Source organism: Streptomyces sp. NBC_01520 (genome assembly GCF_045040375.1).
GTDB lineage: Bacteria > Actinomycetota > Actinomycetes > Streptomycetales > Streptomycetaceae > Streptomyces.
The window spans coordinates 6,072,872-6,085,915 of sequence record NZ_CP109404.1; the positions used below are offsets into that span (position 1 = coordinate 6,072,872).

Genomic DNA, 13,044 nt, shown 5'->3' on the forward strand with positions numbered 1-13,044 from the left:
GATGACCTGCGAAAACACCCTGCTCACACTTCTTTCTCCGCTTGCGGGGCAAACCGATGGGGCCATCGCCTTCGACGCTGCCCTGGGATGAGCTTATGCGGCCGGGTATCCGCCGCCTCATCCGAGTGTGCGCATCCCGGGCGCACCGGGCAAAGGAGGGGCCCGAAGGGGTCCGCCGACCGTCCGGCCCGCAAGGATTCCGTTAAGGATTCCATGGACTTTCGCGGTGAGCGCGGGTAATTATGAAGGTTTTCCCGGTACCGAGCGGGTGGTGCCTCGGTCGCCTGTCGCGACAGCGCTTACGATCCTCAGCGTGTCCAAACTGACCGACCTGCCCAAACGGATCCTGATCGGCCGGGCGCTGCGCAGTGACAAGCTCGGGGAAACACTCCTCCCCAAGCGCATCGCGCTGCCCGTCTTCGCGTCCGACCCGCTGTCCTCGGTGGCGTACGCACCCGGCGAAGTCCTCCTCGTGCTGTCCATCGCGGGTGTGTCGGCATACCGCTTCAGCCCGTGGATCGCCGCCGCCGTGGTGGTCCTCATGTTCACCGTGGTCGCCTCCTACCGGCAGAACGTGCGTGCCTACCCGAGCGGCGGCGGCGACTACGAGGTCGCCAACACCAACCTGGGGCGGAAGGCCGGTCTGACCGTCGCCAGCGCGCTCCTCGTCGACTACGTCCTCACCGTCGCCGTGTCCATCTCCTCCGGCGTGGAGAACCTCGGCTCCGCGATCCCGTTCGTCGTCGAGCACAAGACGGTCTTCGCGATCGGCGCCATCGTGCTGCTGACGCTGATGAACCTGCGCGGCGTGAAGGAGTCGGGCAAGCTCTTCGCCATCCCGACGTACCTGTTCGTGGCCGGGGTCTTCATCATGATCCTCTGGGGCGCGTTCCGCGGGCTGGTCCTCGGCGAGACCATGCACGCGCCGACCTCGGACTACGAGATCAAGCCCGAGCACCAGGGGCTGGCCGGCTTCGCCCTCGTCTTCCTGCTCCTGCGGGCCTTCTCCTCCGGCTGCGCGGCGCTCACCGGCGTCGAGGCGATCAGCAACGGCGTACCCGCCTTCCGCAAGCCGAAGAGCAAGAACGCGGCCACCACCCTCGCCGCGATGGGCCTGCTGGCCGTCACCATGTTCTGCGGCATCATCGGCCTGGCCATGGCCACCGACGTCAAGATGGCGGAGAACCCCGCGGAGGACCTGCTCCACAACGGCACCGCGGTCGGCGCCGGCTTCGTCCAGGACCCGGTGATCTCCCAGGTCGCGGCGGCGGTCTTCGGCGACGGCACGTTCTTCTTCGTGCTCCTGGCCGCGGCCACCGCCCTCGTGCTCTTCCTCGCCGCCAACACCGCGTACAACGGCTTCCCGCTGCTCGGCTCGATCCTGGCCCAGGACCGCTACCTGCCGCGCCAACTGCACACCCGCGGCGACCGGCTGGCCTTCTCCAACGGCATCGTCCTGCTGGCCGGAGCCGCGATCCTCCTCGTCTGGATCTACGGGGCCGACTCCACGCGGCTCATCCAGCTCTACATCGTCGGTGTCTTCGTCTCCTTCACGCTCAGTCAGACCGGCATGGTGCGGCACTGGAACCGCCACCTGCGCAGCGAGCGCGACCCGGCCAAGCGCCGGCACATGGTCCGCTCGCGGGCGATCAACACCTTCGGCGCCTTCTTCACGGGCCTGGTGCTCGTCGTCGTCCTGGCGACGAAATTCACCCACGGGGCCTGGGTGGCGCTGCTCGGCATGGTGATCTTCTACGGAACGATGACCGCGATCCGTAAGCACTACGACCGGGTCACCGAGGAGATCGCGGCGACCGACGCCCCGACCGACGACACGCTCCGGCCCTCGCGCGTCCACTCCATCGTCCTGGTCTCCAAGCTCCACCGGCCCACCCTGCGCGCGCTCGCCTACGCCAAGCTGGTGCGCTCGGACCAGTTGGAGGCGCTCTCCATCAGCGTCGACCACGCCGAGACCAAGGCGCTCAAGGAGGAATGGGAGCGGCGCGGCATCGACATCCCGCTGAAGATCCTCGACTCGCCGTACCGCGAGGTGACCCGGCCGGTCATCGAATACGTGAAGGGCCTGCGCAAGGACCGGCCCCGTGACGTGGTCAGCGTCTACATCCCCGAGTACGTCGTCGGCCACTGGTACGAGCACCTGCTGCACAACCAGAGCGCCCTGCGGCTCAAGGGCCGGCTGCTGTTCACACCGGGTGTGATGGTGACCTCGGTGCCGTACCAGCTGGAGTCCTCCGAGGCCGCGAAGCTGCGGGCCAGGAAGCGCGCGGACTGGACCGCGCCCGGCTCGGTCCGCCGGGGTCCCGTGGAGCGGCGCCACAAGGACTCCGGCCACCGGAGCTGACCGGGCACGCGCTTGTGGTAAGCGGTCGGCCGGCACCCACGTAGACTCGTGGGTTGTTGTCCGGCCGCTTTCCCTTTGATCTCTGGAGCCACCCCCTCATGCAGAACGAATCCACATCGTCGCAGGCCGGGGAGTCTCTGATCGGTCGGGAGTACGAGGTCGAGGTCGGCCCCGTCGCCCACGGCGGCCACTGCATCGCCCGCACCGACGAGGGCCAGGTGCTCTTCGTGCGGCACACCCTCCCCGGTGAGAAGGTCGTCGCCCGGGTCACCGAGGGCGAGAGTGACTCCCGCTTCCTGCGCGCCGACGCGGTCACCGTCATCGACGCGTCCAAGGACCGGGTCGAGGCCCCCTGTCCCTACGCGGGCCCCGGCAAGTGCGGCGGCTGCGACTGGCAGCACGCCAAGCCCGGTGCCCAGCGCCGCCTCAAGGGCGAAGTGATCACCGAGCAGCTCCAGCGTCTCGCGGGCCTCACCCCCGAGGAGGCCGGCTGGGACGGCACCGTCATGCCGGCCGAGGGCGACAAGCTCCCGCCGGGCCAGGTCCCCGCGTGGCGCACCCGCGTCCAGTACGCGATCGACCAGGACGGCGTGGCCGGACTGCGCAAGCACCGCTCGCACGAGGTCCAGCCGATCGACCACTGCATGATCGCCGCCCCCGGCGTCTCCGAGCTGGGCATCGAGAAGCAGGACTGGCCGCAGATGGCCACGGTGGAGGCCATCTCGGCGACCGGCTCCCACGACCGCCAGGTCATCCTGACCCCGCGCGAGGGCGGCCGGCTCCCGCTGGTCGAGCTCGACAAGCCCGTCTCCGTGCTCCGTGTCGACGAGAAGGACGGCGGAGTCCACCGCGTCCACGGCCGCGCCTTCGTCCGCGAGCGGGCCGACGACCGTACGTACCGCGTCGGCTCGGGCGGCTTCTGGCAGGTCCACCCGCAGGCGGCTGACACCCTCGTCCGCGCGGTCATGCAGGGCCTGCTGCCCCGCAAGAACGACATGGCGCTCGACCTGTACTGCGGGGTCGGCCTCTTCGCCGGAGCCATCGGCCAGCGCATCGGGGAGAAGGGCGCGGTGCTCGGCATCGAGTCCGGCAAGCGCGCAGTCGAGGACGCCCGGCACAACCTGAAGGACCTGGACCGGGTCCGCATCGAGCACGGCAAGGTCGACCAGATCCTGCCGCGCACGGGCATCACCGAGTGCGACCTGATCGTCCTGGACCCGCCGCGCGCGGGCGCGGGCAAGCAGGTCGTCAAGCAGCTCTCGACCCTGGGCGCCCGCCGTATCGCGTACGTCGCGTGCGACCCGGCGGCGCTGGCACGGGACCTGGCGTACTTCCGGGAGGGCGGGTACAGGGTGCGGACGCTGCGGGTGTTCGATCTGTTCCCGATGACGCACCACGTGGAGTGCGTGGCGATCCTTGAACCCATCGCAAAGAGCGCCTGACCTGCAAGTTCGGGTGATGTGTGTTATGTGCGCTGTGGGCGGTACGGGCGATATCTTGACGCTGAAATGACGCTCTGCGATGCATCTTGACGCTCATTTGACGCTCGTTTTGATGGGTCGTCAGGTGTGTTGCTTTGCTGATCAGGTGGCCTCCTGACTGTGCGGGTGTGGCAAGGTGCCGGGAATTTCGTGGCGCCGAGCGGGCCTGTTTTGAGGGGCTGGCGCGCGTGTGCTGCGTTTCCATCTCGCCTGTATGCGCCTGGCGACTACGAAACCCTGCCAGACCGCTCTCAAACGGTGGTCCACCTCGCCAGGGCCGATCTCATGGCCCCGCCTCACCCGCGAGACGACCGTCTTCTGCGGCGATCCGACCCCCATCGAGGGAGCGAGGTTGTGGCTGAGGCGTGTCTACCTGTCGGTGAGCGTGGAGAGCCGAATGGATTCAGTGAGGGCGGTTTCCGCGCCCGTTGAGTCCATGAGGCGTGCGGCGAGTGTTGCTTCGGCCAGACGGGAGGGGAGCGCCTCGCTGAACTTGAGACCGCGGATCGCGTGGCTGTCGACTTGGGGGAGGGCGAGGTTCGCTTGGGCGTCGCGCAAGGCGTTCTGCCAGCGTGGCGGTGTGAGGTCCTCGCGAAGCCGGATCCAGTCGCCGTTCGTCCGGCGGTGCGGAACGACGACGGAGGGGAGCGTGGCGGACAGTGTGGCGTTCGCGCGGTGCCCGGCCCAGGTCCACCATCGAACGTCCCCGCCGTCGCGCCGGACGATCAGAGTTCCGCCGGGGTGGACGGTGTCCAGGAACGTCTCGCGTGCTTCTGCGAGCCGCAGAGAGGCCCGGTTGGTGAGACGTACCGGAGGGTCTTCTCCCAGCAGGACGTCCCTGGTCGCACGAGTGAGGGTGAAGGAGCGGACACGCTCGGCTCCGAACCCGTTCCAGCGGGCGCGCCCGCCTTCGTCGACCGGTTCCACGAAGCAGCGCTTGCGGTGCCAGTCGATGTACGTCACCTGCCAGTTGCGGCCCGCGAGCAGGAGTCGGCGAGGGCCTTCGATTTCCTCGGTGAGCAGGTCGGGGTCGGTGCGACCGATTTCGGTACGGCCGTTGAACACGGTGAACTCGGGGGGTGCGGTGAAGACGGCGGTGAGATTCATGAAGTGGCGGTGCCCGTAGCGGCGTTCTGCCTCGGGGCCGATGAACAGCAGGCCGCCGTCCTGGTCCAGATACCCCTCTTGGACGAGGTGGTTGACGACAGGCTCGGCTCCGGCCCGGAACGGGATGAGTCCGTTCCACCACTGCTGCCAGAGATTTTCGCCGACCCGGTGTTCCTGAAGGCACAACGCGAGGAGCTGCTGGGCGATCAGGTGACGCGGCTCTGGAGGGGCGATGACGGGTTCGACCCAGCCGCGGGACCACTGCAGGAGCAGAGCTGCTGAGGAGAGTAGGGCCTCCTCGCTCACCGCGAGGAACAGGCAGTTGCGGAGAGTGCCCGGTCGGCGGCCGGTCCGTCCGATGCGTTGAAGGAACCCAACGAGCCGAACCCACATAGGACACGGTCTTAGGGGGTCGGTGACCGACGTCAGGCGGTGCGCCGCGTCGTAACCGTACGTAGTGCAAGAGCTGTTGGCGTCGGTGCTTGACCAATCACGCTGTGCGCGTCTTCACAAGAACTGCTGCTCCACGAGATGCGTCTTGATCTACGGTTGTGCACCATCCGCGATGAGAATGGGGGAGGGGCCATGGAGCAGGCAAGGACAGCTCTTGCCGAGCGGATAGGCAAGCAGAGGGCGGGGGACGGCGACCCGCGGGCTCTGGTCGGTGAGATGCGCCGTTCCATCCTCCTGGTGCCGGTGGTCGGCGGCGGACTGTGGTCGGCGTGGTCGGGTGGAGTGCGCTGGGTCTGCGGGTTCACCGACGAGGCGGCGCTCGCCCGGTTCGCCCTCAGCCACGCTTCCGGTGACCGGCCCATGGAGTACGCGGCGCTGCTGGGTGCCCGGATCGTGGACGAGGTGGTGCCGTCGCTGGACGGGCCCGCCGGGTTGGCCGTCGACATTGCGACCGAGGACGGGTCGATGTTCTTCCCGCCGGCTGCCGGGATTGTGCCGGACGCTGTCGCGTTGGACGTGGGCTCCGAAGGGAGCGGGCGATGAGCGTAGACGGTGGGGACCTCAGCTTCGGCAAGGCGTCCGTCGTTAAGTTCACGCAGGGCTTGGGCTCGACGATCGACCAGCTCGGTGAACTCGGTGGGTCGACCGGTTCGGTGATGGGCAAGGGCTTCTCGGAGCTGTCCATGACCGGGATGGAGGCCGGGCACCACGGCCTGTCCGTCGACTTCGAGGACTTCTGTGAACGCTGGGAGTGGGGTGTGCGAGCCCTGGTGGGCGACGCCAGTGCGATAGCCGACCGACTCGGACTTGCGGCGGGCACCCAGTGGGAGCACGACCAGTACATCGAGGGCACGTTCAAGGTCGGCGTGAACTCGGTGATGGGCGGGAGCCCGCACGCCACCGAGGAGGAGATCACCCAGCAGGGTTGGGGCGACGTGTTCACTCCGGATTACCTGGACCCGGACTGGAGCGCCGATTCGTTCGAGCAGGCCGGTCAGGAGATGGAGCAGACGTGGAAGGACACCGGCCGCACTGTCCTGACCGAGGGCCAGGGCGGCCAGCGGTCCGAGATGCTCAAGGACGAGCTCGGCCTTTCCGACGACCAGTGGAACCGGGCGCTGGACGACGCCTTTGGCCCGTCGCCGGAGGAACGCGCCCTGCGGGCGCAGCAGCAGACTGAGCCCGGGGGGAACTGACTGTGGGTATCGGCGACTTCGTCAGTGACATCACGCCCGACTCGGTCGAGAGCGTCGTCGAGGACGGCGTCGAGTGGGCCGGCAACCGTGTCGAGGACGCGGGGAACTGGACCGCCGACCGGCTGGATGACGCCGGCTGGGAGTCCGGTGCGGACTGGGTCCGCGAGCAGTCCCGCTCCGTCGCCAACCGGATGGGCGCCGAGGTCGACGAGATGGACCTCGGGCAGACCGAGGACAAGACCAAGCTGATCTACGGCAGCGCGGGCAAGCTCGACGCCACCGCCAGAAGACTCCGGTCCTTCCAGACGGCCTTCGATACCACCGGCGACGGTCTCAAGAGCCTCGACTCCTCCCAGCTCAAGGGCGAGGCGGCCGACGCACTGCGCACCGCGGTGAGCACCCAGCCGCCCAAGTGGTACGCCGCCGCCGATGCCAGCGAGAAGGCGGTCGGCGCACTGGAGGCGTTCGCCGACACCGTCACCTGGGCGCAGGGACAGGCACAGACGGCGATCGACAAGTGGAAGGAGGGTGTCAAGGCGTCCGAGGAAGCCGCCGACGCCCACCGAGCGAAGGTCGACGATTACAACGCGGCCGTCGACCGCTACAACGCCCAGCCCGCCGACAAACGCAAGCCGTCCTCGCTCCCTCCCATGCCCGCGGCTACGTTCGAGGACCCCGGCAGGAAGCTGATGCAGGAGGCGCAGGACATCCTCGCCGAGGCCCGTAAGCAGCGGAACTCGGCGGCGGAGACCGCACGCACGGCGGTCCGCGCCGCCCGCGACATGGCCCCGGAGAAGCCGTCGTACGCCGAGCAGCTGGGCCACGGGCTCCAAGAGCTGCAGATCATGGGCGACCACGTCGGCGGCGGCATCATCAAGGGCACGGCAGGGATCCTCAACTTCGTCCGCCAAGTCAATCCCCTTGACCCGTACAACCTCACGCACCCGGCTGAGTACGCCACGTCCCTCAATAGCCTGGCCGCGGGGCTGGTGATCGCCGCCAACGACCCCGTCGGGACCGGCAAGCAGATGATCGGCGACTTCATGAAGGACCCGGCCGAGGGCTTCGGCCGGCTGATTCCCGACCTGGCGCTGACCGCCGCCACCGGCGGCGGCGGCGCCGCGGTGAAGGGCGTGCGCGCCATCAAGGAGGCCGCCGAAGCCGCGAGGCTCCGCAAGCTGGTCGACGACGTCCCGGACGGAACCCACAGCACCCCGGACGGCGACCGCAAGCAGGGCGGCGATCCGGTGGACCTCGCCACGGGCCGGATGTACCTGCCCCAGACCGACGTCGAGCTTCCCGGCATCCTGCCGGTGGTCTTCACCCGCCGCACCGAGTCGGGTTGTGCGGTCGGCCGTTTCGTGGGGCCCGCCTGGACGTCCACCGTCGACGAGCGTCTACAGATCGACGCCGTCGGCGTCCTTCACGTCACTGCCGAAGGGCTCCTGGTCCCGTACCCGCACCCGGCCCCCGGCGCGCCCACCGCACCGGCGACCGGTCGGTCCCGCACCCTGCTGGCCCGCGATGTCGATGGCGACTACATGGTCACCGCCCTGGACAGCGGCCTGACGTTCCACTTCACCGCGCCGTCCGGCAGCGAACCGGGGGGCGACGGAACCGCCTGGCTGTCAGAAGTGACCGAACGCAACGGCCACACGATCCACATCGACCGCGGCGAGGACGGTCTGCCTCTGGCGCTGGTCCATTCGGCGGGTCACCAGGTGACGCTGTCGGCCGCCGACGGCCTGGTCACTGCCCTGGCCCTGGCCGGTGCGGGCGAGGACGGCGCCGACCTGCCCTTGATGGCCTACGGCTACGAGGACGGCAATCTCACCACCGTCACCAAGCCGTCCGGCGCCACCACCACCTACGTCTATGACGACCGTCGGCGCGTCATCGCCTGGATCGACTCGAACAACAGCCGCTACGACTACCTCTATGACGACCGCGACCGCGTCGTGGCGGAGGGCGGCGAGGCCGGCCACGTCCAGATCAGCCTGGCCTACACCGACCCGGACCCCGAAACCGGTCACCACGCGACCACACTCACCACCGCCGACGGGCACGCGACCCGCCACCTGTTCGGCCCCGGTTGCCGTCTCCTGGCCGTCACCGACCCGCTCGGCCACACCACCCAGTTCACCTACGACCCGCGCGGCAACACACGCACCCGCACCGACCCGTTGGGTCTGACCACCGCCTTCTCGTACGATGAGCATGACCGGCTGATCTCCGCCGTCCGCCCTGACGGAAGCGAACTGCGCACCGTGCGTGGCCAATTCGGCCTGCCGACCGAGGTCTACGGTCCGGGTGGCGCCCGCACGGTCCACGCGTTCGACGAACACGGCAACCGCACGGCGGTCACCGACCCGGCCGGCGCCATCACCCGCTACACCTACGACAGCGGCGGGCGGCTCACCTCGGTCACCGACGCCCTCGGCGCCACGACACACGCGGTGTGCAACGCGGCGGGACTGCCCGTGGAGGTGACCGACCCGGCAGGGGCTGTCACCCGCACCCAGCGCGACGCCCTCGGCAGACCGGTCCGCGTCACCGACCCGGCCGGCGCCGTCACCTGCTTCGAGTGGGACGCGGACGGGCAGCTCGCCCGGCGTACCGGGCCCGACGGGGCCACGGAAACGTGGACGTACGACGGCGAGGGCAACCTCCTCACCCGCACCGAGGCGTCCGGCGATGTCACCCGCTTCGAGTACACCCACTTCGACCTCCCACTCGCCCGTATCCACCCCGACGGCGCACGGTTCGAGTTCGAGCACGACGCCGAGCTGCGCCTCACCCGTGTCCACAACCCGCAGGGGCTGACCTGGACCTACGAGTACGACGCAGCCGGAAACGTCCTCTCCGAGACCGACTTCGACGGCCGCACACTCAGCTACGAGGTGGACGCGGCGGGACGGCTCGCCGTCCGTACTGACGCGCTCGGCGGGACCATCTCGTTCGAGCGTGACCAACTGGGCCAAGTGATCAGCAAGGACGTCGACGGTCGTGTGACGACCTACGGCCACGACCTTGCCGGACGTCTCCTGGAGGCCGCCGGACCGGACAGCGAACTCCGGTACCAGTACGACCGGCGCGGGCTCACGAAGACGGAACTCGTCGACGGCCGCCCCACCACGTATGCCTACGACGTCCTGGGCCGCCGAACCCGCCGAATCACCCCCACCGGCCACGTCACCACCTACACCTACGGCGCCGATGGAATGCCCAACCGCCTGACCAGCGGCGATCGGCGGATCGACTTCACGCACGACGTGGCCGGCCGGGAACTCGCCCGCGTCTTCAGCGACGCGGTCACCGTGACCTCTGCCTGGGACGCGGCCGGAAGGCTGGCCGAGCAGCAGGTCACCGCGTCAGGGCGTACCGTCAACAGCCGCGCCTACTCCTACCGCGCCGACGGTCAGCTGACCTCCGCCGCTGACCGGCTGACGGGCACTCGGACCTTCGACCTGGACCGGGCTGGCCGGGTCACCGCCGTCCACGCCCAAGGATGGACGGAGCGGTACGCCTACGACGACGCCGGCAACCAGACCTCGGCGTCCTGGCCGTCCGGCCACCCCGGCCATGAAGCCACCGGGCCACGCAACTACACCGGCACCACCGTCACCCGGGCCGGCGATGTGCGCTTCGAGCACGACGCCCTCGGCCGGGTGATCCTGCGTCGGAAGGCCCGCCTCTCCCGCAAGCCCGACATCTGGCGCTACACATGGGACACGGAGAACCGCCTCACCTCCGTGACCACCCCCGACGGGACCCGGTGGAGGTACCGCTACGACCCGCTGGGCCGACGCACCGCGAAGCAGCGCATGGCGGACGACGGTGAGAGCGTGGTCGAGGAGGTCCGGTTCACCTGGGACGGCCTGACCCTGTGCGAACAGACCAGCCACGGACCCGACCAGCTGAACACGGTCGCCCTCACCTGGGACCACCGCGGCCATACCCCCCTGGCCCAGACCGAGCGCATCCTCACCGCCGACGACCGGCAGAACGAGATCGACCGCCGCTTCTTCGCCATCGCCACCGACCTCATCGGCACCCCCACCGAACTGATCGACGAATCCGGCGACATCGCCTGGCGCTCCCGTGCCACGCTGTGGGGCACCACCGCATGGGCACGCGACGGCAGCACCTACACCCCTCTCCGCTTCCCGGGCCAGTACTACGACCCCGAGACCGGCCTCCACTACAACTACCTCCGCCACTACGACCCGGAGACCGGCCGCTACGTTTCCCCCGACCCCCTCGGCCTCGCCCCTGCCCCGAACCCCGTCGGCTACGTGGACAACCCGACCACCGCGTCGGACCCGCTGGGGCTCATGCCCAAGTACCCGAAGGAGGAGAAGGCACAGAAGCGGATCGACAGGATCTTGGACGGCATCGTGGAGAGGGCAGAGAACGGCGGGTTCAAGAAACACGCCGACTACCACGGCGACACGGGGCACGCCTTCACCGACGAACGAGTCCTGGAAATTCTGAAGAGCCCCGATGCCGTGTACCAGTCATCGGGCCAAGCAGGAAACTTCCTCTTTCGGAAGGACAATGACATTGCCGTGGTGTATGGGCCCGGCTCCAAGCAGGGCCAGGCCATCACGGCGTACGGAGAGTCGGGCATCAAGGGGGAATCCGGTGCGAGGGCGCTCGGTGGCAGTCCGTTGGACCCTGGTAAGCCAGTTACCCACGAGGACATCGTGGAGGGCAGAATCCCTGGCAAGTTCGGCAACCTGGCCCCGGGAGTGCAGATCAGATGAGGCAGGGATGACCATGAAATTGTCGTTCGACGGCGACTGGCGTGCAACGGTGACGGATGATCCGCTGCACACCACCCCTCGCTTCGCAGGCGACTCCGTGCGCGTCATGCACTATGCGGACGTGATGGAGCGCGAGCGGTTCGTCGCGCATAGCTTCGGTAGCCAGCACTGGCTGTGGGATACGCCGGACGTCTTCCGGTTCGACCGGGACAGCCGGCAGCTGGTCGGGGCCGAACTCCAGATGCCGTATGTGTCCGCGAACGCCGAGACCTTCGCCGGCGTTCCCGTCCTGCCCGAGGTTCGTCCGGGCGGGCTCCGTGCGGACGAGATCCGGGACTTCCGCCACGAGATGTGTACGGTGCTGTGTCGGGCTCCCGGCGATGCCGTGCTGGCCTGCTTTCGTGACCTCGATGTCCTCGATAGACCCCTGGATGCCTGTGTCGGCATCGCACCAGACGTGGCGCTTCTCGTCCAGGACGGTACCGTCGTCGGCTGGAGCATCACCGACCCCGCGCGGTACCTCACCGCCGCGCACACCGCTCCCGACTCGGGCTCGCCTTCCGCGGCCACGCGTCGTCTGCTCACTGAATGCCTGGACCTGGTCACCTCGCCGTTGGTCGACGACGTGGTGGACGGTGAACCTGCCGCGCTGACCCGCCTCCGGGCCGCCGACGAGACCCTCCGAGCCCAGCACGAAGACCGGCACCGGGCTGACGCCCTGCTCGCCTTGATCGCCACTTACGTGGACGATTACGCAACGTGAAGGTGAACCGGCCGGCGGTGGATGGTTCGTACGGTGACGAGCGATGAGACTCGTCCTCGACGGCGACTGGAGTGCGACGGTGACGGGCAATCTCCTGTGCATCTGTCCGCGCTTCGACTTCCGGGGCCAGTGTGTGCGCGTCGCGGAGTACGCGGACGTGAAGGAATGGCAACAGTCCCTCGGGGACACCTTCGGCAGCCAGGAGTGGCTGTGGGACGACCCCGACGAGCTCCGGTTCGACCCGGACAGCCGGGAACTGGTCGGGGCCGGGTTCCGCCTGCCCCACGAGGCTGCCGACACTGAGGACTGTGCCCGACTTCCTGCCGTACCCGCCGTCCACCCGGGCGGACTTCGCGCCGAAGAGGTCCGGGACTTCCGCTTGGAGGTGACCACCGAGCTCTGCCGTGCCCCAGAGGATGCCGTACTGACCTGTCTGCGTGACCTCGATGTCCTGGACGAGCCGCTGGAGGCACGCGTCGGTATCGCCCCGGACGTGGCACTTCTCGTTCAGGACGGCGCCGTCGTCGGGTGGAGCCTGACCGACCCGGTCCGGTACGTGACCACCGGGTTCGCCGCCCCCGACCCGGCTCCTCCCGCCCCGTCGACCCGGGCCCTGTTCACCGCGTGCATGGACCTCGTCACCACGCCGTGGCTGGACGCGGTGCGGCGCCGTGATCCGGCAGCCCTGTCCGCCTTGCGGGAGCTTGACCGCAGGCTGCGTGACCAGCGTGAGGACCGGAACCGGGCCGACGCGCTCCTCGCTCTGATCGGCGAACTGGTCGAGTAGTACGGCAGCCGTTGACGGTCGGCCGCAGGCGTGCGAGGCGTTGTTCACTGTTCATGCTTGCCGATGCCGTGTTGCGTGCGGGTGACCCGGTCCGGTCGCCGGTGGGCGAGCACCGCTGCGGACGCGGGC

Annotated in this window: 7 protein-coding genes and 1 pseudogene; 7 read left to right on the plus strand and 1 reads right to left on the minus strand. The window is 68.9% G+C overall.

The genetic code is table 11. The features are described from left to right. Window positions 1-313 precede the first annotated feature (313 nt). Together OG524_RS27660 and OG524_RS27665 are read left to right on the plus strand one after the other, a co-directional pair. Complete coding sequence (locus tag OG524_RS27660; protein ID WP_405388010.1) at window positions 314-2,362, plus strand: APC family permease; 2,049 nt, start codon at window positions 314-316, stop codon at window positions 2,360-2,362. A gap of 98 nt (window positions 2,363-2,460) precedes the next feature. Next, window positions 2,461-3,804 carry a class I SAM-dependent RNA methyltransferase gene (locus OG524_RS27665; protein ID WP_405811845.1) on the plus strand — a complete coding sequence of 448 codons (1,344 nt, stop codon included), beginning with the start codon at window positions 2,461-2,463 and terminating at the stop codon, window positions 3,802-3,804. 408 nt (window positions 3,805-4,212) lie between these two features. Here OG524_RS27665 and OG524_RS27670 read toward each other — a convergent pair. Further along, window positions 4,213-5,331, minus strand: a pseudogene (locus OG524_RS27670) (ATP-dependent helicase); the annotation flags it as partial. A 204-nt stretch (window positions 5,332-5,535) separates the two neighbouring features. Between OG524_RS27670 and OG524_RS27675 the strand changes: the two are divergent. The 5 genes from OG524_RS27675 to OG524_RS27695 are packed head-to-tail and all read left to right on the plus strand — an operon-like array spanning window position 5,536 to window position 12,915. Next, entirely contained in the window at window positions 5,536-5,946 is a 411-nt protein-coding gene (locus tag OG524_RS27675; protein WP_388203866.1) for a hypothetical protein, read from the plus strand. Beyond that, window positions 5,943-6,599 carry a hypothetical protein gene (locus OG524_RS27680; RefSeq protein ID WP_361894493.1) on the plus strand — a complete coding sequence of 219 codons (657 nt, stop codon included), beginning with the start codon at window positions 5,943-5,945 and terminating at the stop codon, window positions 6,597-6,599. The genes OG524_RS27675 and OG524_RS27680 overlap by 4 nt, the downstream gene beginning before the upstream one ends. Window positions 6,600-6,601: 2 nt before the next feature. Continuing rightward, entirely contained in the window at window positions 6,602-11,365 is a 4,764-nt protein-coding gene (locus tag OG524_RS27685; protein WP_405811846.1) for a putative T7SS-secreted protein, read from the plus strand. Window positions 11,366-11,372: 7 nt separating this feature from the next. Continuing rightward, window positions 11,373-12,128 (plus strand): hypothetical protein, encoded by a 756-nt coding sequence (locus OG524_RS27690; protein ID WP_405388007.1) that lies wholly within the window; start codon window positions 11,373-11,375, stop codon window positions 12,126-12,128. Between the two features lie 43 nt (window positions 12,129-12,171). Then, entirely contained in the window at window positions 12,172-12,915 is a 744-nt protein-coding gene (locus tag OG524_RS27695; RefSeq protein WP_405388005.1) for a hypothetical protein, read from the plus strand. Window positions 12,916-13,044: the final 129 nt, after the last annotated feature.

Excerpts from the sequence above, each read along its gene's own strand:
- OG524_RS27695 (WP_405388005.1), top strand. The coding sequence starts at position 12,172 with ATGAGACTCGTCCTCGACGGCGACTGGAGTGCGACGGTGACGGGCAAT.
- OG524_RS27665 (WP_405811845.1), top strand. The coding sequence starts at position 2,461 with ATGCAGAACGAATCCACATCGTCGCAGGCCGGGGAGTCTCTGATCGGT.
- OG524_RS27690 (WP_405388007.1), top strand. The coding sequence starts at position 11,373 with ATGACCATGAAATTGTCGTTCGACGGCGACTGGCGTGCAACGGTGACG.
- OG524_RS27680 (WP_361894493.1), top strand. The coding sequence starts at position 5,943 with ATGAGCGTAGACGGTGGGGACCTCAGCTTCGGCAAGGCGTCCGTCGTT.
- OG524_RS27675 (WP_388203866.1), top strand. The coding sequence starts at position 5,536 with ATGGAGCAGGCAAGGACAGCTCTTGCCGAGCGGATAGGCAAGCAGAGG.